The sequence below is a fragment of the Sphingobium nicotianae genome (assembly GCF_018603885.1).
In the GTDB taxonomy this organism is placed as follows: Bacteria; Pseudomonadota; Alphaproteobacteria; order Sphingomonadales; family Sphingomonadaceae; genus Sphingobium; species Sphingobium nicotianae.
On the sequence record NZ_JAHGAW010000009.1, the window covers coordinates 82,338 to 103,645 of the forward strand.

Consider the following 21,308-nt stretch of genomic DNA (forward strand, 5'->3'; position numbering starts at 1 on the left):
AACCGCGAGCGAGGACGGAGTCAATATGGTTGTGAAATCCAACCATTTCATTCCTCCCCTTCAGGTCTCGCATGTCGTTTTCCCACCGACCTGGCGGTCCGCTTGGGTCGATCGTGCCCCGGGGACTGTCGTTTTTCGGTCAGGCCACCCCGCACGATCACGCATGAGCGGGGGCTCTGCGATTGCCGCGATCCTCCGGCCGGCCGGCGGGACCTGTCCTGTTGGCGCCTTGCATGAACCCGTCGCGATGGCCGATCGGGGAATTGCCAAAGTCATCTTATTCACGGCAGAAGCCATGTTTGCACTTGCCCGACTCCGGTTGCGATGGCTAGCATGACAATCGTCGAATATCGGCCTCAGTCCCCCGAGGCCTGACCCAGCGACAAGCCAGACCGGCTGCCGCGGGATCGTCCCTGATAGGAGAGTGAGCATGGCGCAGGCAGGTTTGAACCCCGATGGCGTTTTCGTGAAGAATCCGGACAAGGTCTGGATCAATGGCGAATGGCGCGCCCCGCATAGCGGCCGCATGATCGAGCTGGTCTCGCCCAATACCGAGCAGGTCGTCGGTGCCGTCGCCGAGGCGGACGAAGTGGACATGGATGCCGCCGTTGCCGCCGCGCGCGAAGCGTTCGATCGCGGCCCCTGGCCGCGGATGAGTGTCGCCGAGCGCAATGCGATCATGGAGAAGATCGCCGCGCACCTGCGCACCCGCGAGCCGGAAGCCGCCAAGGCCTGGACCGCGCAGATGGGCGGCCTCGCCGCGGGCGCACCAGGCATGGCCGCGCAGGGCGTGCGTCAGTTCGAGATGATGCGCGAGGTCGGCAATAAGTTCGAGTATGTGCAGCAGCGCGAGACCCAGGTCGCCGGCGCCGCCTACATCGTCTATGAGCCGGTCGGTGTCGTCGCCGCGATCGCGCCGTGGAATGCGCCTTTCGCCCTGATGGGCTCCAAGGTCGCCTGCGCGCTCATCACGGGCTGCACGGTCATCATGAAGCCCTCGCCGGAGACGCCGCTCGAGGCTTATCTGATCGCCGAGGCTTGCGAAGTCGCGGGTGTGCCGGCGGGCGTCGTCAATCTGGTCTGCGGTCATCGCGAGGCGGCCGATCACATGGTCAACAATCCCGGCGTCGACAAGGTGAGCTTCACCGGTTCGACCGCGGCCGGCAAGCGCATCGCCAGCGTCATGGGCTCGCGCATCGGCCGCTACACGCTGGAGCTGGGCGGCAAGTCGGCGGCCATCGTGCGCGACGACTTCTCGACCGAGGAGACGGCCAAGCTCATGACCCGCACCATCTCGCTGCTGTCGGGTCAGGTCTGCGCGATGCTCAGCCGCCTGATCGTCCCGCGCGAGCGTCAGGACGAGATTGCCGACGCGATCGCCGCCGAGATGCAGAAGGTCAAGATCGGCTATTCCGACGATCCGGAGACGCAGCTCGGCCCGCTCGCCATGAAGCGCCAGCTCGAGCGCGTCGAAATGTATATCGAGGAAGGCAAGAAGACGGCCGATCTCGTCACCGGCGGCGGTCGCCCCACCCATCTCAATCAGGGCTATTTCATCGAGCCGACCCTGTTCAAGAATGTCGACAACAAGTCGCGCATCGCCCAGGAGGAGATCTTCGGCCCGGTGCTCAGCATCATCCCGGTGGACAGCGAGGAAGAGGCGATCCAGGTCGCCAACGACTCCAACTACGGCCTCTCCGGCTCGGTGCTGACCAAGGATCCGCAGGCGGCCTTCGACATCGCCCGTCAGGTCCGCACCGGCGGCATCGCCCAGAACGGCCTCAAGGCTGACTGGAACCTGCAGTTCGGCGGCTACAAGCAGTCCGGCATCGGCCGCGAAGGCGGGGACATCGGCCTGATGGCCTATCTCGAATCCAAGGTCATGCTGATGGACGAGGCCGTCAACGCGCACTGATCGCGTCGACAGCCACAAGCGATATAACGGCGCCGGGAACTGATCCCGGCGCCGTTTTCGTCGATGGGAGCCTTGTTTTCCGCGGCGTTTGGCCGCAAGGACAGAGTCAACGAGGGTGACGGAGAGAGGCGCCGAGGGCATGACGAGACTGTGGGGAGCGCTGTGTCTGCTGGCGCTCGCGGGTTGCTCGGGGCAGGGGAGCGGTGGATCGGGCATCGGTCCGCTCGCTGCCGACAATTGGGTGACGCCGGGCGGCGACGTCGGCAAGTCGCATTACTCGACGCTCACCGATATCAATCGCGAGACGGTCGGCAAGCTCGGCCTCGCCTGGTCGGCCGATCTCGGCACCAATCGTGGCCTGGAAGCGACCCCTGTCGTCATCGACGGGGTGATGTACACCAGCGGCGTCGCGGGCCGTGTCTATGCCTTTGAGGCCGCGACGGGCAAGGCGCTGTGGGCGTTCGAGCCGCAGGTCGACATGCAGGTCAACCGCACCGTCTGTTGCGACATGGTCAATCGCGGCGTCGCCGTGGCGCGGGGCAAGGTCTATGTGACCGCGCTGGACGGCTGGATGTACGCGCTGGATCAGAAGAGCGGCGCGGTCGTCTGGAAGGCCGATACCGTCGTCGATCGCCGCAAGGGCGACAGCAGTACCGGCGCGCCCGAAGTTGCCAGCGATGTTGTCATCATTGGTAACGCCGGCGCTGAATATGACACCCGCGGCTGCGTCAGCGCTTTCGATCTGGAGACGGGTGAGCTCAAATGGCGCTTCTTCACCGTGCCGCGCGACCCGAAGCTCGGCCCGCAGGAAAGCCCCGATCTCGATGCCGCGCTCAAGACCTGGGATCCCAACAGCCGCTGGGATGTCGGCGGCGGCGGCACACCCTGGGATGCTATCAACTATGATCCCGAGACCGGTCTGGTGCTGGTCGGCACCGGCAATGGCGGCCCCTATGCCGTCTCCAAGGGCAGCCCCAAGGGCGGCGACAACCTCTACATCGGCTCGATCGTCGCGCTCGACGCGAAGACCGGCCGCCTTAAATGGCATTATCAGGAAACACCGGGCGACAATTGGGATTTCACCTCGACCCAGCCGATGATCCTGACCCGCCTTAAGGTCGATGGCGAGGAACGCCCGGTCATCCTCCACGCGCCCAAGAACGGCTTCCTGTATGTGCTCGACCGGCGCGACGGCAAGCTGCTGCGCGCCAATGCGCTCGTGCGGATGAACTGGGCGAACGGCGTCGATATGAAGACGGGCCGCCCACGCCTGACGCCTGAACATTCGGACTATACCAGCGGCCCTAAGATCGTCTTTCCGAGCTCGCCGGGCGCACGCAACTGGCACCCGGCCGCCTATGATCCGCAGAGCGGTCTTTACATCGGCACGGTGCAGGATCTGGGCAATGCTATCTACATGACACCGGGCCAGAAGCCGCATGCGCGCAAGGCACTGAATAATGATGCGTCCCTGCTGTTCACCTCAGACCTCCAGGCGGTCCTGCCGACCTTGCCGCCGCCGCTGCGCGATGCGATCGCCGCGCGACCGGAAATGGCGTGGGTGAAGCAGAATCCCGGCAGCACCGAGTTGCGCGCGATTGATCCGCTGACCGGCAGGACCGTCTGGGCGCGCAAGATGGCCGGCTGGCAGGATCGCGGCGGCGCGTTGGCGACGGCGGGCGGTCTCGTCTTTCAGGGCGGTGTCGACGGTCACTTCCGCGCGTTCGACAAGAAGACCGGCAAGCTGCTCAAGGACATCGCCACCGGCAGCTCGATCCTTGCTGCACCGATGACCTATCGCGTTGATGGCATCCAATATGTCGCGGTGATGGCGGCGTGGGGCGGTGGCGGCTATCCTTATGTTCCGCCTTATTCCGCGGCCTATAAGCGTGGCAACCAGGGCCGCCTCCTCGTCTTCAAGCTGGGTGGTGGCGCCGTGCCGTTACCGCCCGCACTGCCGCCGCTGGAGGTCGCGCCGGAAGCGCCGAAGCAGGCGGCCGGGGTGACCCCGGCGACAATCGCGCAGGGCATGGGCATCTTCTTCGGCAATTGCGGCCTGTGTCACAGCAACCAGCCGCGCTCGATCACGCCGGACTTGCGCCGGATGAGCGAGGGCACCCACGTCGCCTTCAAGCAGATCGTGCTCGGCGGGTTGCTCACTCCTAACGGCATGCCACTCTGGGATGACCGGCTGAGCGAGAAGGAGGTGGAGGCTGTCCACGCCTATCTCATCGACCTGCAAGCCAAGACCCGCGCCGAGGAGCTCGAAAAACAGAAGCGCGGCTTGCCCCTCGACACGCCCGGATTGACAATTCTTTCCAACTATTGAGGAAGCGCCGACCCATGACCGACGCCCGTTATTCCACCCTCGACAATCCCGTCCTCGACTTCGCCTTCGAGTGCCGGCTCATGTTCACCCGCGTCTTCGCCATACCTAACGTCCATAACGGCGGCTTCCGCTCGGCGGTTCTGGTCGATCAAGGGCATTTCGAAGGCCCGCGCCTTCGCGGCAAGGCCGTCCCCAACAGCGGCGGCGACTATGCCCATTTCCGCGACGATGACACTGCCGTCTTCGATGCGCGCTACCTGCTCGAGACCGACGATGGCGAGATTATCTACATGCAGAACAAGGGCTATCTTTGGGGCCGCAAGCCGGACTCGATGCAGCGCCTGCGCGCCTGGGCCTTTGAGGGCGGCGATCCCGTGGCGCACGAGGATTATTATCTGCGCGCCCAGCCCACCTTCGAGACCAGCAAGGGCAAATATGACTGGATGACCCGCCACGTCTTCATCGGCGTCGGCGAGCGCAAGCCGGACGGCAATTTCGTGCGCTATTATGCGTTGACCTGAGGATGTTGGGCCGTCGGCCAGCGCATGCGGCTTTGGGCAGCGGCCGGCGTCATGTCGCCCAAGACGATTTACGAAAAGCTTCCGCTTTCTCGAGCAAGGCTTTGCTGCGTGTGCCGATGGCGATGGCCGGGCAACCTGCGTAAACGGTCCAGCCTTGAAGCGATTTGGTCACCAGGGACATCGCCCCGATGGCAGCTCCCTCGCCAATGTCGACGGCGGGCAGGACGATCGTGTTGCTGCCGATAATCACATGTCGTCCCAGGCGCACCGGACCGCTCGTAATCTGTCGAAACTCCGCCGGCACCGTCGGCCCAGTCAGGGCATGGCCACTATAGTCGTCCGAAGCCGAGAAAATGCGAGTGCCGTGCGAGATACCACAGAAATCCGCGATCTCGATTGCCTCGCTTCCAACGAGCGAGCAATGGGAACCAATGTGGACATGGTCTGCGATCGTTATGGACGTGCCTGCGGACAGGACCGTGAAGGCGTCGATCCGCACGTTCGAGCCAATCGATATCGCTTCGCAGTTCGCCACAACGGCAGTGGCGTGAATGCGCACATCGTCCCCGACCTCGGCAAAGCCCAGCCGTCCAATGGCATCGGCATCAAGGTAAGCGGCGTTGTGGTCAGTCATGGCGATCAGAGGGTTTCACGATAAAGCCGAACGAGTTGCTGGAGATCCCGATTAGCCGATACGGTCATGTCCCTGGCTAGGAACGCGTCGATGTGTGACGGGAGCAGGAAGGTCCGACGATCCAGTTCGGTTTCCCTGAGATAGTGCAGGACCCTGATTTCGCCGGGAGCCAGGTTGTTATGTGCATAGTGGATCGGATCGTTCGCGCTATTGTAGGCTGCGTCAATACACTTGATCGTTAAGCCACGCCGATGGGCAATCAACGGGAGCGCGATCTGGCATCGCATGTGGCTACCGGTGCGGCGCTTGAGCCAAGCGTCAGTCCAGTGGATGTCAAGGCCCAGCGGTTCGAGCGCCAGCCGGTTCATCGCGACAAAGCCGAGGTTGAAATAGGCAGGCGCGAGTGGGAGAGATCCATCGACATCCATTGAATAGCGATGCAGCCGCTCGCCCAGCGGAGCGCCATACCTATCGAAAATCGCGGGCCAGAACTCCAGCCCCCCTGGGATATCATCGCGATTGATTGGCGGTGGATAGTGCGCCATGTGACCCAGGAGCATCGGTTCATCCCGCGCAAGATCGTCGAACAGCGGATCAATATCCCGGAGCATCACTGTGTCAGCGTCCGAAAGGATCACGATGTCCGCATCGCCCGCCGGTATGCTCAGGCGCCAGTTAGCCGTGCCCCATATATCTGCTTCTTCGAACATCGCATCGGGGACTCGGTCCCAGATGACATGATCGCACTCGCTCCACGGATTGGCGCGGCGGGCCGCATCGAGATCACAATGATCACCGATGACGACACGAAGGCATGCACCCGCATAGGGCCCACCAAGCCGACGCAGTGCGAAATTGAACAACCGAACCTGGGCGAAGAAGCCGTCGGTCGGGGAAATCGGAATGCGAAACTCGAGATGTGGCGCCATAGGCTATTCGATCCGGTTCAGCGTGTAACGCAAGCTGCTGGAGAGGCGGTCGAGAATGGGCTGCGCCTCGACAGCGGTCGCTGAACCGCGCACGGGTAGCGCGACCATTCTTGCTGCAAGATCTTCCGAAATCGGACATGCGCCGACCAATCGGACCCTCGGCCACCGCGACAGGCTTGGTCGATAGTATCGCCGGATTTCCATGCCCTCCGAGCCCGCATTCTCGACGAACAGATCCGCAGCGCGTTCCGAAGGCATCGCGACCGGAAAAATCTGCCATGGCGCGATACTGTCCTGGGCGGGCGTCACCAGCGTCGAGAACTGGGTCAACATCGCGAAACAGGCTTTGGCGAAGAGCTGTCGGCGCGCGATGACGCCGCGATAGCGCTCCAACTGCGCCAACGCGACGGCGATGTGCATTTCGGAAATCTTGCCATTGAAACCCCAGTGCGGTCCGGCCTCGCTTTGATAGCTCGATAGCGCGAAGTTGAGGGCCGATTGCACGGCGTCCCGACGGGAGGAATGGCAAAAGACCAAGCCGCCTTCGCCAACGCCGAAAGGTTTGGTCGCATGCAGTGAAAATACCTCGAACAGATCGGCGGCCTCGCAAAAATTCACGCGCGGCACACCCATGCCGGCCGCGCAATCGATAATGATAATGGCGCCATGCCGACGGCATACGTCGATATGCACGGAGAAATCGAACCGGATACCGAACGGCGCAACGAGGATAATCGCGCCGGCACCGCTCATCGTGAGCGCCTCGTCGACTTGGTCTGGGTGCGGGACCCAGTCATCAGATGCGACGTCCATCACGATCGCTTCGAGGCCCGCAGCGCGAACCGCGCTCAGGGTCGCCGGAAAGGTGAAAGCCGGTATCAGCACCGGTCGTTCGACCTTACAGGCGACGAGCGCTGCAGACAGACCCGCCGTTGCGCTGCCACAGGGGACACATTCCTCCGCGTCGCTGCCGAATTCCCCAAGCATGCGGTGCGAGAATTCCCGACAGAGCGGCCCGAAATTGCTGTAGTAACCGCTTTGGTGCATGCGTTCGAGCCAAGGTAGATAATCGGCAGGTTCCGGAAGGTCCGGTACAACTGATTGAATGGCAAATTTAGGCTGGGCACTCTGCGACATGCCGCACAGCCTATGTGCGGAAAACAGAATCTTGGCAATGACCGATGGAACGCCCAGGATGGGACCATCGCGCCGCTATGCTTGCGCGTCACGCATTTCAGACGTTGGCTACCTGTGGAGTGAGGAGTTCTGCCGCGCCTGCGCCGAATTGCGACGACAAGTCGGATATCCCATGCTAGGGCCCGTCATCGCCGCGAACCTAGCCCGCAAGCTGTCGCCGTGACTGAGAGACATCGCGCTCCCGCTTGCCAGACGGGACGACGCCAGATGATCAGCCATTACCAGAGCCACGCTGCGGTGCGCGCATGAGCCGCGCCGTCATGATCGACGCTTCTCCGCAGGCCGTCACCGATCTATGCGAGAAGCAGGCCATTCCCATTTCGGTCATCGAGCCGCTGCAGTCGGGCGGGACGCGCGTCGTCTTCAACAACGCCATCGATGCGCAGAAGATTCGCGTGAGCATGAAGAAGCAGGTGATCGACGGCCCGACCGTCCGCTCGCCGCTCTATGCCTGCCGGACGCTCACGCCCTATAGCTGAGCCCTGATCTTACCGGTTGCCACGATGGCCGGGCCGCTGGCGTTTCGCCTGGCTCGGCATCGCTCGTGCGCGTCGTTCCGTCGGCTGCAAGGTCGGCGGAACGATTGCACGACGCGCCGAGCATCAGTCAGCCGATCGTCAGGCCCTGCGGCCGCCAGGTGTCGGTGGTGCTCGGGATCGATGCCGTCGTGATTTCCAGCCAAGCCGGCCTGAAGGCGAGCAGCACGAAATCGCGGGGGAAATCAGGGAAGAATTGCTTGAGCGCCTGGCCCTTGTAGGGATTGCGGCTGGCGATCAGCGCGGGATCGCTCACCATACGCGCCTCGCCCATCAGGCTGGCATAGGCCGCGCTGGCATCGTCCGCGAAGTGCAGAGTCGCGGTATGATTATGGGCGATCTGCTCCAGCTTGCGCGTGCCCGGCCGCGTCGCCATCCACAGCGTGAAGTCCTCGTCGGGTGCCGAGACCAGCACGGTGCGCGCCCGCGGCCGGTTCTCAGCATCGACCGTGATCAAGGTGGTGAACATGTCCCTGGCGATCAGCGCGTTGGCCGCCGCAATCATCGCCGCCGGCTCGACCGTGCGATAATGTTCCGGCACCGGCGCTGACGCCTGCGCGCGCTCGGCGCCGGCCGCGATCCCGGCCAGCACCGCGCCGATCAGCACCTCGCGCCGGGCGGCGCTCATGCCGGCTGCGGCGTCGGACCCTTGGCGGCCGCGATCAGCATGTCCCTGTTCTCCTCGATCATCTGACGGACGGAGCGCGCCTTGCGCCCGGTCAGCCGCTCGACATCGTCTGTGCAAATCTCCAGATAACCCTCGCGGATCGCACGGCCGAAGGTGACCATGTCGTCGCTGTTCCAGGGGATGCCGCCGACATACTGGTCGTCGACAGGCCGGCGCGGAATGCCCATCGCGTCGAAGATGGCATATTGGGCCTCATCGTCCACCGGAATATGCACGAGCGGACAGCCGGTAATCTCCTGGATCAGCGCCGCGACCTCGCCGAACGTCTGCAAGTCTGGTCCGGTAATGTTGTAGATCCTGTTCTCGTGCCCGTCCGTGGTGAGCGTGGCGACCGCGCAGGCCACGCAATCGTCGCGCCAGACCATCGCCTCGCGACCTTCGCCGGCATTGCTGAACCATTGCCCGCCCGGCATCACGCCCGGGCCTGCCATGATGATCATCGCGTCGGCATAATGCGCGTCGCGCAGCGCGGTCCAGGCCATGCCGGAGGCGCGCATGGCGTTCTCGGTCTCGATATGGTCGTGGCGCACCTCCGCCGGATTGGCCGGATCGTCGATGCCGATGAAGCTTGTATAGAGGATATGCGCGACGCCTGCTGCCGCCGCCGCATCGATCGCCGCCTTGTGCTGGACCACGCGCGCGCCGACGCGCGTTCCGGAGATGAGCAGCATCTTGCGCGCGCCCTGCACGGCCGCCGCCAGCGTCTCTGGCTTGTCATAGTCGCCATAGCGCACGTCGCAGCCCTGGGCCGCGCGGTCTGCCAGTTTGTTCGGGGAGCGGGTGATGAGGATGAGCTGGTCGGTCAAGCCCTTCGCGATGAGCATGTCCGTCGCCGCGCGGCCATATTGGCCTGACGCGCCGGTGATCACGATCTTGCCCTGGCCGCTCATTCTCTCTCCTCTGCGTCTTTTGTCAGACGCAGAGGTGTAGCCAGCCCTAGTTCGCCGGGCAACTGCTCGCCGCGCCGGGATCGAGATCGAGGCACTTGCCGTCGATTCCGGTCCTGGGCAGCGCGAGGCCGATCTGTGCGGCGATGGTCGGGAGAATGTCCACCGTCTCGACGCCCTGCGGCTGTTCCATGTGCGCCATGCCCTTGCGCCAGAACAGAATCGGCACGCGCCGGTCATAGTCCCATGGGCTGCCATGGGTCGCGACATAGCCGCCATCGGGATCGGAAATCGGTGTCACCCGCGGCTTGAGCAGCACGAGGAAGTCGCCCGAGCGCTCGGGATCGAAGCTCGCCTTGGCCTCGGTCAGCAGGCTCCAGCTTTCCGGCGGACCGGCGGGCGCCGGCGCCGCGATCAGCTCCGCCTTGGTGAAGACGGCGGCCACCTGCCGGTTGGCGCGATAATAAGCCACGGCTTCCTTGAGTACCGTCGCCTTCTGCGCGGGGGTGAGCTGTTTGCCCAGATAGAAGTCGCCGAACGGGCCGCCACCGAGAATCAGGTCGCCCTTGAAGCTGGTCTTGGCCTGCAGCATCATGTTGGCCTGCCTGGGCGCCAACGCCGGATCGGAGCGCTCGGCATCGGTGATCGCCTGCTCGCGTTCGCGTTCGGGCAGGTCGTTGCCGCCATGGTCGGCTGTCAGCGCGACCATGTAGTCGATGCCAGCGGCATCGAGCATGTCGAAGAACTGCCCGAGATTCTGGTCGAGATTGGCCTGCTGGATGCACATCTCCGCACCGCGCGTGCCATAGGTATGGCCGATATAGTCATTCGCCGAGAGGCCCAGGATCAGCAGATCGGTCGCCCCCCCGTTGCCGAGCTTCTGCTCCTCGACCAGCTTGCTGCCGAGTGCCAGCACCGCCGCGTCATATTCGGGCGAGGCGCGGAAATTCTTGAAGTCGCCGCCCTTGCGCGCGAAACGCCCGTTGCCGACGGCCAGATTGGGCGTCACCTGCACCGCGCGATCCACGCTCTTGCAGAAGTCCGGCAGGTCCATGGCCGGCCGGTCGGCATCGAGCATCTTGTCGACTGCCATATTGACCTGGCTCACCAGCGGGGTCAGCGGCGTGCCCTTGTAGCTGGTGAAACCACGCCCGGCCCACCACCAGATCTGATCGACCGCCTTGCCGCCCATCATGACCGCCGCACGATCCTTGCCGGAGATGGAGATCACCCGGGAAGCCGGGTTGGCATTCTTCATATAAGTGCCCAAAGTCGGTACCTTGAGGCGCATATTTGAGACAGTGTAATTGCTCGATGTGGTGCCCGGCACGCTCGGATCCTCGGCGCAATAGACGGTCTTGTCCTCGCGCGTCACCGACTGGTCGATCCACTCATTGGCGATGATGCCGGTGTGGCCGGGGCGATTGCCGGTCAGGATGGTCGAATGGCCGGGGCAGGTCTCGGTCGCCGCATGGCTCTGATAGCCCTTGGGGAACACCACGCCCTGCTGCAGGCGCGCCAGACCGCCGGTGTAGGAGGTGCGATATTCCGCGAAGAGATCGGCCGAGTATTGATCGACCGAGATAACCACGATCAGCTTGGGCGGCGTCTGCGCGGGCGCCGGCGGAGCGGCTGGCTGGGCGAGGGCGGGCGCCGCCGCAGCCAGCAGGGCAGGGGTGAACAGACGAGCGAGACTGCGCTTCATCAAAATCTCCTTGGGAAGGCCGCGGGGGGCGCCTAGAAGGTCGGCCGATGGACCGACCCATGGACTTTCCCTTGCGCTGGCTCAATGGCCTTTTGATGACAGTCGCACTGCTTTGCGCGCTGCTGATGAACGACCCTGCGCGCGCGCAGGCCGGCGGGGCTTTCTTGCCCGCCGGGCCGCCGCATATCCGCGCCGCGCTGATCGCCGAGACCGCAACACCGAAGGCGGGCCAGACCATCACGCTCGCGATCTCGATGAAACCCGAGAAGGGCTGGCACGGCTATTGGGAAAACCCCGGCGATGCCGGCGTCGGCATGAGCGTCGACTGGGAAACGCCTCCCGGCGTGAAGGTGGGGGCGTTTCGCCACCCGGTGCCGCAGCGGCTGCTGATCGCCGGGCTGATGAACCATGTCTATGAGCATGACTATGCGATCCTGATCGACGTCGCGGTTCCGGCCGGGCTTGCCAAGGGGACGATCGTGCCGGTGCGCGGCAAGGCGCATTGGCTGGCCTGCACGGACAGCATCTGTGTGCCTGAGCAGGATGATATTTCAACAACGCTGACGATCGGCGACGGCGCCTTCACCGCCGACGATCGCGCCCGGTTCGACGGTTTCCGCGCCAATCTTCCCAGGCCGCTCGACAGCCAGGCGCATTATGCCGTCACCGGCGATCGCATCGCCATCGCCGTGCCCTACCCGGCGGCCGCCCCGGTCGGCAAACCCTGGTTCTTCGCGCTCAGCAAGGAGCGGCTGCGTTACGCCGAGCCGCAGGTCGTGCGCCGGACGGGCGACATGCTGATCGTCGAAAGCAAGATGCCGCAGGATGCCGCGACCTCCGGTGAGCTTGACGGCGTGCTGGCGGTGTCGCCGAACATCGCCTTGAAGATCAAGGCTGTGCCAGGGGCTGTTCCTGCCGGAGGTGAAGTTGTCGGCAGGGCGGGAGACGCCGCGCCCGCAGCCGATCTGACGTTCGCCGGCATCCTCCTCGCGCTCGGTGGCGCCCTTCTCGGCGGCCTAATCCTCAACATCATGCCCTGCGTCTTCCCGATCCTCAGCCTGAAGGCGATCAGTCTTGCCAAGGCGGGTGGCGACGAACGGCAGGTGCGCCGCGAGGCCGTCGCTTACACTGGCGGTGTGATGCTCACCTGCCTTGCGCTCGGCGCGCTCATGCTGGCCATCCGCGCCGGCGGCACGCAGGTCGGCTGGGCTTTCCAGCTGCAGGACCCGCGCGTCATCGCGCTGCTGCTCATCCTCATGGTGGCGATCACGCTCAATCTGGCCGGCGCGTTTGAGCTGGGCACGATCAGTGTTGGGCAGGACAAGGCCGGGCAAGGCGGCGCCAGCGGCGCGTTCTGGACCGGCGCGCTCGCAGCTTTCGTCGCGACGCCCTGTTCCGGACCGTTCATGGCGGCGGCGATGGGCACCGCGCTGTTGCTGCCCTGGCCGCTGGCCTTGACCATCTTCGCGGGTCTCGGCCTTGGTCTTGCCTCGCCGTTCATCGCCATCGCATGGGTGTCGGCGCTGCGCCGCCTGATGCCGCGCCCGGGCAACTGGATGAACATTTTCCGCAGGATCATGGCCGTGCCGATGGCATTGACCGCGCTGGCGCTGCTGTGGCTGCTGTCGCGCCAGCTCGGACCGGGCGGTATCGCGCTTGGCATCGCGCTGGCTGTCGCCACCTCGGTCGGCCTCGTCCTGCTCGGCCGCCGCCAACAGCAGGGTAAGGGTATGAACTGGGCAGTGGCGGGCGTCGCGCTCGTCTTGCTCGGCACCGCTGCCGTCGCTGCCCCGCCCTTGGTGCGTTCGGACAAGCAGGCGGCGAACGAGGGGCTGGCCGGTCTGCCCTTCAACGAGCAGAAACTGGCCGCGCTGCGTCAGGCGAAGAAGCCGGTCTTTCTCTATTTCACCGCCGACTGGTGCCTCACCTGCAAGGTCAACGAAGCGAACGCCATCGACAGCGATGCTGCCAAGAGCGGCTTCGCCAAGGCGGGCGTTGCGGTGATGGTCGGTGACTGGACCAATGCTGATCCGGCGATCAGCCGCTTCCTGGAGGCCAATGGTCGCTCGGGCGTGCCGCTCTACCTCTATTACGCTCCCGCCGCCGCGCAGCCGCAAGTCCTGCCGCAAGTGCTGACGCCAGCGACCCTGACGGCGCTCGCCAAGGGCTGAGCCATGCCCAAAAAGCGCCTCGATCAGCTCCTTGTCGAGCGCGGCCTGGCCGAGAGTCGCGCGCGGGCGCAGGCGATGATCATGTCGGGCCACGTGCTGGTCGGCGACAAGGTCGTGGACAAGGCCGGGCAGACCGTCGCCGAGGATGCCGCGATCATTCTCAAGGGCCGGGACCATCCCTGGGTTTCCCGCGGCGGCCTCAAGCTCGCCCACGCGCTGGACCATTTCGCGCTCGACGTGACCGGCCTGGTCGGCATGGACGTCGGCAGCTCGACCGGCGGCTTCACCGACGTCCTGCTGGCCAATGGCGCTGCCCGCGTTTACGCGATCGACAGCGGCACCAATCAGCTCGCCTGGAAGTTGCGCCAGGATGACCGCGTCATCGTCCACGAGCAGACCAGCGCGCGTATCCTGACCAGCGACCATATCCCCGAGCCGATCGACATCATCGTGTGCGATGCGAGCTTCATCAGCCTCGCCAAGGTGCTGGAGCGTCCGCTGAGCTTCGCAGCGCCATCAGCCTTGCTCGTCGCCCTGATCAAGCCTCAGTTCGAGGCTGGCCGCGCCGATGTCGGCAAGGGCGGGGTGGTGCGCGATCCGGCCGTCCATGCCCGCGTGTGCGAGGAGGTCCGTGCCTGGCTCGCCGCCCGGCCTGGATGGAGCGTCCTCGGCATCGTCGAGAGCCCGATCACCGGGCCGGAAGGTAATGTCGAATTTCTCATAGCGGGACGCCGCTGCGCCTGAATCGGGAAGCGATACCGGATCGTCAAGTTTTGCGCTTGCGGACTGGCTCATCTCACCGCAAAGCCGTGTGCAATGTCGGACTTCTGGTGGGGATTCGGTATGGTGCGTAGCGTGCAGAGGCAAGCGTGAACGAGATTGCCTCCCAGGGGCAGTTGCGGATGTCCTTCCTGCGCTGGGCGCTGGTCACGGTGCCGGCCATCGAGTTTCTTGGCTTGGCCTCGGGCTTTCTCTCCAACAGCGGATACGGCAATCGGTGGTTCGCTTTCCTCGAAAAGCCGGAAATCACGCCGCCCGGCTGGGTGTTCGCCACTGTCTGGCCGATCCTTTATCTGTTGCTGGGGCTCGCGCTGGCGATCATCCTGCATGCGCGTGGCGCGCGGGGGCGGGGTATCGCCATCACCCTGTTTATCGTCCAGCTGATCTGCAACCTCACCTGGTCCCCGCTGTTCTTTGGTGCGCATGAGGCGACGCTGGCTTTCTACCTTCTCCTGGTCATCCTCGTCCTGGCGCTCGCCACCGCCTATCTTTTCGGCCGCATCCGCGCGCTGGCGGGCTGGCTGATGCTGCCCTATCTGCTGTGGCTGGGCTTTGCGAGCGCGCTCGCCTATGACATCGACCAGAAGAACCCGGACGCCGAGACTCTTGTCGCGCCCGCCGTTCATACCCAAATCTGAGTTGAGGCTGTCCGCTGACGGCGCGAGGAATTTGACCCATGCAGAGTGAAAATCGCTTTTTCGACGATCTTTCGAGGATCATCAACGGCGCCGCCGGAACGGTCGCGGGCATGTCCCGGGAGTTCGAGAGCAATGCCAAGGAGCGCGCGCGCGAGTGGATTGGCGGGCTCGATTTCGTCAGCCGCGAAGAGTTCGAGGCGGTGAAGGCGATGGCCGCACAGGCGCGCGAGCAGGTCGTGGCGCTCGAGGCGCGGCTCGCGGCGCTCGAAGGCTCGGCGCCCGCTGCAGCAGCGAAGGCCAAGCCCAGAGCGTCGAAGGCCCAGGGCTGACTATTACCCACTATCCATCCCTGGTTATCCACAGCTTATCCACGATTTGACGCACCGAACGGACGTCAAAACGGGACATGGGAGCTTCCGGCGCTTTGCGAGTGCGAACGGCCATGCTAGGGAGAAGCGTCCGTGGGATCAGGCGAAGGATCGCCTTTATGATGTGGACAGAAGCGTTTTGACATGATGGACCGCGAATATGCCATCGGCGAGCAGGAAGCCGAGCCGATCGATATGCTGTCGGCCTATTTCGAAGCCCACGAATGGCCCTTCGAACATGTCGGCGAAGATGAAATCGTGGCGCGCCATCGCGGCAGCTGGACCGAATATGAGGTCCGGGCGATCTGGCGCGACGATGATATGGTGCTCCAGCTCCTGGTCCTGCCCGACATCCGCGTGGCGGACGACAAGCGCCTCGCCATTTGCGAGACGATCGCGCTCATCAACGAGCAGCTCTGGCTCGGGCATTTCGAGCTCTGGTCGGCGAGCAGCACCTTGTTGTTCCGCCACGGCGCGCTGCTCGGTCCGAGCGGCTCGCTGACCCTCGATCAAGCGCAATTGCTGGTCGAAAGCGCCATCGACGAATGCGAGCGCTTTTATCCCGTCTTCCAGTTCGTCCTGTGGGGCGGCAAGACGCCGATCGAGGCGATGGCCGCGAGCCTGATCGAGACGCATGGCGAAGCCTGATCCGGCCGCCAACTGGCCGGAACACATCCTCTTCATCGGTTGCGGCAACATGGCCGGGGCCATGCTCCTGCGCTGGCTCGACGAGGGCTTGCCGTCAGAGCGCGTCACCGTCATTCGCCCGAGCGGCAAGGCGGTCGCGCCCGGCGTCACGGTGGGCACAAGCCTCGAGAACCCCGTTGCCCCCGGCACGCTCGTGCTGCTCGGTTTCAAGCCGCAACAGCTCGGCCTGGTCGCGCAGGACATTGCGCCGCTGATCGGGGAGGGGACGACCCTCCTCTCTATCCTTGCCGGTGTCCCGCTGGCGCGCCTGCGCACGGCCTTTCCCCGGAGCGGGTCGATCATCCGCTGCATGCCCAATCTTCCGGTGCGCATCGGCAAGGGCGTCTCCATCCTCGCCGCCGGTCCCGACGCAACGGACGATCCGCGCGGCCTCGCGGGCGCGCTCTGCGCCCGCCTCGGCCTCGTCGAGTGGCTGGCGGACGAGCGCCTGTTCGATGCCGCCACGGCGCTGTCCGGCTGCGGCCCCGCCTTTGTCTATCGTTTCATTGATGCGCTGGCCGCCGCCGGGGCCGATCTCGGCCTCGATTCCGCAGCCGCCGCCCGCATGGCGCTGGCGACGGTCGAGGGCGCCGGTCTCAGCGCATCGGCCAGCGGTATCGATCCGCGCGCCATGGCCGATGCCGTGGCGAGCAAGGGTGGCATGACACGCCAGGGGCTCGACGTGCTGGACCAGCCAGATGGCCTCGCCCCGCTTATCGCCAGGACCCTTCGCACCGCGCGTGATCGCGGCGTCGAACTGGCTGCGCTGTCGGAGAAGAGCAGCTAGCCGCGCCTTCGCATTCAGGTGTCGATTGGCCGCCAGATGATGCCTGGCGCCTCGCCGCGGGCGATACGGTCCAGTGCGTCCAGCGCCTCCCGGGGCGGCGAGCCGGCGCGGGTATGGAGCGAAGGCGCGATCATATAGGCTCGGTCCTGCTGGTCGACACTGTCGAGCGCGCGGGCAAGCGCGTCCTGATCCCAGGCCGCGCCCCCATTGGAGAGATGCGTCTCGGCGCTCATGCCCTCGAAGAGATAGATGTCATCGCCATCGACGCCGAAGATCCGGCCGGTGAAGCGGCATTCGGGCGACGCCAGATAGAGCATCAGACGCGAGATATTGTCGGGCGCCATCCGGTCGAAGCCTTGCTCGGGCGCCCGCATGATGTCGTCGAGGATCGGCACGGCGTCGGTCATGCGCGAGCGTGCCATGGGCGCGAGGGCGTTCACCCGCACGCCGAGATGGGCAAGCTCGGTCGCGGTCGCCACAGTGAGCGCGGCGACTCCGGCCTTGGACACGCAATAGGATGTCGCGCCGGGCGGTGGATTGGTGCCGGCCGGTGAGGAGGTGTTGATCACGGCACGGCCATGCGCCGGGCCTTGCGCTGCCCAATGACGCGCGGCCCAGTGCATCAGGGCCGCGGTGCCGGTCAGGTTGACCGCCAGCGTTCGCGCCCAGCCCTGCGCGCTCTCGGTCTCGATCGATCCATATTGGGTGATGCCGGCATTGTTGACGAGAATGTCGAGCCGGCCGAAGCGCGTCAGGGCGGCATCGACCAGCGCTCCGGCACTGTTCCAGTCGGCGATGTCGGTCGTGTCTGCGTGCGCAACGCCGCCCGCATCCTGGATTTCCGCGACGACCGCCTCGGCCGGCGCCGGATCTGTCCCGCTGCCGGTGATCCCGCTGCCCAGATCGTTGACCAGCACCGCCGCGCCATGCCGGGCAAGGGTCAGGGCATGACTGCGGCCGATGCCGCGTCCCCCGCCGGTGACGATGGCGACCTTTCCATTCAGCAGACCTGCCTTGCTCATGATCGCTTCCTCCCGTGCCGGGTCTATGCGGTCCGCCTCTTCGTGGCTAGGCGTTGCCCGCATCCGTTTTCACGGGGACGGCGACGACCGCCTGTGCGGCATGCGCGACAACGGCCGGTCTCCTATAGTTGCGCCACCAGGCCGCGACGATCCGGGTCGCGGGCCGTTCGATCGTGCGATTGACCAGCGCTCCCAGCGCCATCGCCGTCACCACCGCGACCGCGAAGGAGAGATTGGGAGATACGCCGAGCCGATTGCCCACGACCATTACCGTATAGCCGATATTCTGGTGCACCAGATAGAGCGAGTAGCTGATCCCGCCCAGCCAGAGCAGCGGCCGGAAGCACAGCCGATGCAGATAGCCCTCGATCATCAGCACGAAGGTAAGCCCCAGAATGAGGGCGGCGACGATGACGTCGGGCGTCTCGGTGAGCGTGACGGTGAGGATGACGGCCAGGAAATAAACGAGCTGGTCGCGCCAACCGCGTTCGCCGGCCCAGACGCGGTAGCTCAGCAGACCGATCGCGAAGAAGGGAATCCAGCGCAGCACAAGCAATGTCTCGACGCGGGTCGGCAGCACCGGCACCAGATGGGCCGCGAGCTTGAGCGCGAGCCAGGGCAGCAGGATGAGCTCGATCCGCTTGAAGCAGTTGAGCCGCCACAGGACGATCGCACAGAAATAGAAGGCCAGCTCGATCGTCAGCGTCCAGTAGGCGCCGTCGACCGCCGGCATGTAGAAGAAACCCTGCAGCATCGAGAGGTTGACGAAGATGTCGGTGGTCGAGACTTCGAGCGAGCGGATGTCCGCCATATGCTCGAACGATGTGGTGAGCAGGATCGCCACCCAGTAGGCCGGATAGAGCCGCGCCATGCGACCGATGACGAAATCGCGCGCGTCGGTCAGCTTGCGCATGCTGAAGAAGATCGCGAAGCCCGAGATCGCGAAGAACAGCATCACCCGGTAATTGCCGCCGATCATGTGGAAGGCGACATGCTTCTCGTTCGGAAACATCTCGTGGAAGCGGGTCGAATAATGGAAATTGATGACCAGCAGCGCGCCGATGCCGCGCAGCAGGTCGAGCTCGATCAGGCGTCCGCGCTCCATCGGCACCAGCTCATGCCCCGTTTCGACATGTCCGCGCCATTTGCGCAGGATGAAATCGCCCCCCGGCCGCTCGACATATTTGTGGATGCACCAGCCGATCAGGCCGACGGCCACCGTGGCGAGCAGCAGGCCAACATAGGGGTTCCAGCCCGCCCGGTCGGCGCGGAACATGATTGTCATGCCGACATGCTGGTGGACCAGATAGAGCGGATAGCTCATTGCGCCGACGATGAGCAGCGGGCGCACGGCGATGAAGCGCAGCCGCCCGGCCACGACCAGCGCGAAGAGGAGCTGCAGCGCCGCGCCGACGATGACGATGCCGATGCTCTCGAACACCGCCAGCGTGACGAACAGAAAGCCGATCAGCGGTGCTTGCTGGCGCCAGCTCCGCTGGCCGGCATGGACGCGATAGGCAATGAGTCCGATCGCGAAATATTGAATGTAGCGCAGGATGAAGCCCTGCGCCGCCAGCTCGGGTACGGCGGGCCACAATTCCATCAGCCAGCGCGTCGCCAGCCAGAGGAACAGCACCGGCTCCAGCCGCTTGAGCAGCCTGAAGCGCCACAGCGCCGCCATGCAGCCATAGAAGGCCAGCTCGACGCCCAGCGTCCAATAGGCGCCATCGACGCTCGCGAGGCCCGCATAGGATTGCAGCATGGTCGGATTGACCAGCTGGTCAAGCAGCGGGATGTCGAGCTGCGGCGGTCCCGCAAAATATTCGACGATCAGCGTGCAGGCCATCGCCGCCCAGTAAGCCGGGAACAGCCGGGCGAAGCGGGCCACGATGAAGTCGCCGACATGCTCGAGCCGCTTGAAGCTGAAGTGGATCGCGAAGCCGGACAGCGCGAAGAACAGCATCACGCCGTAATGGCCGCCTGGGAATTTGATATCGACCGCCGCCACATTGGGCAGCATCTCGGGATAGCGCGAGGTGAAGTGGAAGACGAGCACCGCCAGCGCTCCGATGCCGCGCAGCGCGTCGATCTCCAGCAACCGGTTCTCGGATGGTCTGGCGGAGGGCGCGCTCACGGCTGAGTTGCCGTTCTGCGGCCCCTCAGCAGGGTGCCCAACGATACACCATAGCTCGCGACCGGGATGGCAGCCATGGGGATGAGCAGTGCCACGACCGGATCGCGATAGCGCATGATGATGTAGGCGGCGGCGTGGACGATCCAGAAGCAGAGGATTATTGTCGCCATGATCAGCCGGTCCTCACCGCGGATCCGCCGCGAGAAGAAGGCGAGTGCACCAAGCCCGAGGATCACAAAATATTGCGCCACCTCCACGATGCGGACGCTTGCGATCAGACGGGAGGCGGCGAAGTCCGCGGCGTCGGGCAGGTTCGGCTGCCAGAAATAGACCAGCTTGCGGGCGGCGAGTTGCGCTGCCTGCGCAGGATTTTCGCGAATCCAGGTAGCGGCCATGTCCTGCAGCATCTGCGCCGTGCCCGCTTCGCCGAGGCGGTGGCGCGTGGCCTCCCAGCCCTTGCCGGCCGGCGTGTCGCTGATGCTGATAAACCAGCCGGTCGCGGCGGGATTGTTGCCGAGATAAAGGTTGAAGCCGGGATTGCTGGACAGGATCGGGCGACCGACCATCTGGTCGGCGGCATAGAGCCACGGACCCAGCAGGAGAAGCGTGCCGGCGAGGAAGACGATGCCGGCGCGGATCACGCGCGCCGCGCCGCAGCCGCTGCGCAGCACCGCGATCAGGGCGATGCCGACAGCGAGATAGGTCATCAGCGAGGAGCCGCCGGTCAGGATTGATGCGCCCCACAACAGGCCGGCGAGCAGCGCGGTGCCGGGCGCGGCGCGGTTGCGCGCCAGATCGATGGCGCAGAGAGCCAGCGCGAGCAACAACGGCGTGGAGAGATTCTCCTTGGCGAGCATGCTGGCATTCCAGATAGCCGGCAGCCAGACGGCAAAGGCCGCGGCCGCCAGCAGGCCCGCCGGATTGGACCCGGACAGCCGCACCGTCAGTCGATGGATAAGGCAGATCGTCGCCGCGCAGAGCAGCATGTTGACTGCGAAGGCGACGCGGAACGACGCGCCGGACAGCGCAAAGACAGGCGCCAGCAGCAGGGGGTAGCCCGCGCTGTAGAAGATATGCTGGTCGAAATGATCGAGCAGGATACCGTGCTCGGCAAGGTTGGTCGCCATCGTGAAATAGCCGAGCGCGTCGCTCTCGATCGGCAATGCGAGCAGGGTCGCGGCCGCTACGCGCAAGGCAATGCCCGCTGCGATGATCGCGGCCAGCCAGGCATTGCTGGACATGGACAATCGTCTGGATGGGGCCGTTGCCACGACTTAGCCGGTGCGGCCGGACCGCGGGCAAGCGGTCCGTGCAAGGATCGGACGGGTGCCGGTGCCGAGCGGTGCGCGGACGAGCAAGCGGTACAAGGATCGAATCTCC

The 21,308-nt window shown here is 64.9% G+C and carries 19 protein-coding genes; 10 read left to right on the plus strand and 9 right to left on the minus strand.

The annotated features are described in order from the left end of the window. Positions 1–430 precede the first annotated feature (430 nt). The 3 genes from KK488_RS14250 to KK488_RS14260 all read left to right on the plus strand — a co-directional run bounded on the left by KK488_RS14250 (position 431) and on the right by KK488_RS14260 (position 4,765). On the plus strand, positions 431–1,915 hold the full coding sequence (locus KK488_RS14250; RefSeq protein WP_214624365.1) for an aldehyde dehydrogenase: 1,485 nt from the start codon (positions 431–433) through the stop codon (positions 1,913–1,915). A 139-nt stretch (positions 1,916–2,054) separates the two neighbouring features. Then, the gene (locus KK488_RS14255) at positions 2,055–4,244 is read left to right on the plus strand and encodes a PQQ-dependent dehydrogenase, methanol/ethanol family (RefSeq protein WP_214624366.1); all 2,190 of its coding nucleotides are present in this window, start codon (positions 2,055–2,057) and stop codon (positions 4,242–4,244) included. A gap of 14 nt (positions 4,245–4,258) precedes the next feature. Continuing rightward, on the plus strand, positions 4,259–4,765 hold the full coding sequence (locus KK488_RS14260) for a DUF3237 domain-containing protein (RefSeq protein WP_214624367.1): 507 nt from the start codon (positions 4,259–4,261) through the stop codon (positions 4,763–4,765). 49 nt (positions 4,766–4,814) lie between these two features. On the opposite strand, the gene KK488_RS14265 is transcribed toward KK488_RS14260, so the two are convergent. The 3 genes from KK488_RS14265 to KK488_RS14275 are packed head-to-tail and all read right to left on the minus strand — an operon-like array spanning position 4,815 to position 7,465. Next, a complete protein-coding gene (locus KK488_RS14265) occupies positions 4,815–5,399 on the minus strand; it encodes an acyltransferase (RefSeq protein WP_214624368.1) in 585 nt (194 codons plus the stop codon). 5 nt (positions 5,400–5,404) lie between these two features. Beyond that, positions 5,405–6,328 carry a hypothetical protein gene (locus tag KK488_RS14270; protein ID WP_214624369.1) on the minus strand — a complete coding sequence of 308 codons (924 nt, stop codon included), beginning with the start codon at positions 6,326–6,328 and terminating at the stop codon, positions 5,405–5,407. Between the two features lie 3 nt (positions 6,329–6,331). Then, positions 6,332–7,465, minus strand: coding sequence for a DegT/DnrJ/EryC1/StrS family aminotransferase (locus KK488_RS14275; RefSeq protein WP_214624370.1), 1,134 nt, complete (start codon positions 7,463–7,465; stop codon positions 6,332–6,334). A 305-nt stretch (positions 7,466–7,770) separates the two neighbouring features. Between KK488_RS14275 and KK488_RS14280 the strand changes: the two genes are divergently transcribed. Continuing rightward, complete coding sequence (locus KK488_RS14280) at positions 7,771–8,004, plus strand: hypothetical protein (RefSeq protein WP_214624371.1); 234 nt, start codon at positions 7,771–7,773, stop codon at positions 8,002–8,004. Between the two features lie 127 nt (positions 8,005–8,131). Here the strand turns inward: KK488_RS14280 and KK488_RS14285 are convergent, their stop codons facing one another. Genes KK488_RS14285 through KK488_RS14295 form a run of 3 tightly spaced genes read right to left on the minus strand, consistent with a single transcriptional unit; the run spans position 8,132 to position 11,341 of the window. Next, complete coding sequence (locus KK488_RS14285) at positions 8,132–8,689, minus strand: pyridoxamine 5'-phosphate oxidase family protein (protein ID WP_214624372.1); 558 nt, start codon at positions 8,687–8,689, stop codon at positions 8,132–8,134. Next, a complete protein-coding gene (locus KK488_RS14290; RefSeq protein WP_214624373.1) occupies positions 8,686–9,639 on the minus strand; it encodes an NAD(P)H-binding protein in 954 nt (317 codons plus the stop codon). Before KK488_RS14290 ends, KK488_RS14285 begins: the two co-directional genes overlap by 4 nt. A 46-nt stretch (positions 9,640–9,685) precedes the next feature. Next, a complete protein-coding gene (locus KK488_RS14295; RefSeq protein WP_214624374.1) occupies positions 9,686–11,341 on the minus strand; it encodes an alkaline phosphatase family protein in 1,656 nt (551 codons plus the stop codon). A gap of 95 nt (positions 11,342–11,436) precedes the next feature. Between KK488_RS14295 and KK488_RS14300 the strand changes: the two genes are divergently transcribed. The 6 genes from KK488_RS14300 to KK488_RS14325 all read left to right on the plus strand — a co-directional run bounded on the left by KK488_RS14300 (position 11,437) and on the right by KK488_RS14325 (position 16,772). Then, a complete protein-coding gene (locus tag KK488_RS14300) occupies positions 11,437–13,512 on the plus strand; it encodes a protein-disulfide reductase DsbD family protein (RefSeq protein WP_250890448.1) in 2,076 nt (691 codons plus the stop codon). 3 nt (positions 13,513–13,515) lie between these two features. Further along, positions 13,516–14,256, plus strand: coding sequence for a TlyA family RNA methyltransferase (locus KK488_RS14305; protein ID WP_214624376.1), 741 nt, complete (start codon positions 13,516–13,518; stop codon positions 14,254–14,256). 125 nt (positions 14,257–14,381) lie between these two features. Further along, a complete protein-coding gene (locus KK488_RS14310) occupies positions 14,382–14,930 on the plus strand; it encodes a TspO/MBR family protein (RefSeq protein ID WP_214624377.1) in 549 nt (182 codons plus the stop codon). 38 nt (positions 14,931–14,968) lie between these two features. Beyond that, the gene (locus KK488_RS14315; RefSeq protein ID WP_214624378.1) at positions 14,969–15,259 is read left to right on the plus strand and encodes an accessory factor UbiK family protein; all 291 of its coding nucleotides are present in this window, start codon (positions 14,969–14,971) and stop codon (positions 15,257–15,259) included. Between the two features lie 183 nt (positions 15,260–15,442). Next, on the plus strand, positions 15,443–15,946 hold the full coding sequence (locus tag KK488_RS14320; protein ID WP_214624379.1) for a type III secretion system chaperone family protein: 504 nt from the start codon (positions 15,443–15,445) through the stop codon (positions 15,944–15,946). Beyond that, the gene (locus KK488_RS14325; RefSeq protein ID WP_214624380.1) at positions 15,933–16,772 is read left to right on the plus strand and encodes a pyrroline-5-carboxylate reductase family protein; all 840 of its coding nucleotides are present in this window, start codon (positions 15,933–15,935) and stop codon (positions 16,770–16,772) included. Before KK488_RS14320 ends, KK488_RS14325 begins: the two co-directional genes overlap by 14 nt. 14 nt (positions 16,773–16,786) lie before the next feature. Here KK488_RS14325 and KK488_RS14330 read toward each other — a convergent pair whose 3' ends face one another. From KK488_RS14330 to KK488_RS14345, 3 genes are read right to left on the minus strand one after another with little or no spacing between them, the layout of a single operon-like run. Next, positions 16,787–17,794, minus strand: coding sequence for an SDR family NAD(P)-dependent oxidoreductase (locus KK488_RS14330; protein ID WP_214624381.1), 1,008 nt, complete (start codon positions 17,792–17,794; stop codon positions 16,787–16,789). A 46-nt stretch (positions 17,795–17,840) separates the two neighbouring features. Beyond that, positions 17,841–19,928 (minus strand): acyltransferase family protein, encoded by a 2,088-nt coding sequence (locus KK488_RS21415; protein ID WP_349356900.1) that lies wholly within the window; start codon positions 19,926–19,928, stop codon positions 17,841–17,843. Further along, on the minus strand, positions 19,925–21,169 hold the full coding sequence (locus tag KK488_RS14345; RefSeq protein ID WP_214624382.1) for a hypothetical protein: 1,245 nt from the start codon (positions 21,167–21,169) through the stop codon (positions 19,925–19,927). Before KK488_RS14345 ends, KK488_RS21415 begins: the two co-directional genes overlap by 4 nt. Positions 21,170–21,308: the final 139 nt, after the last annotated feature.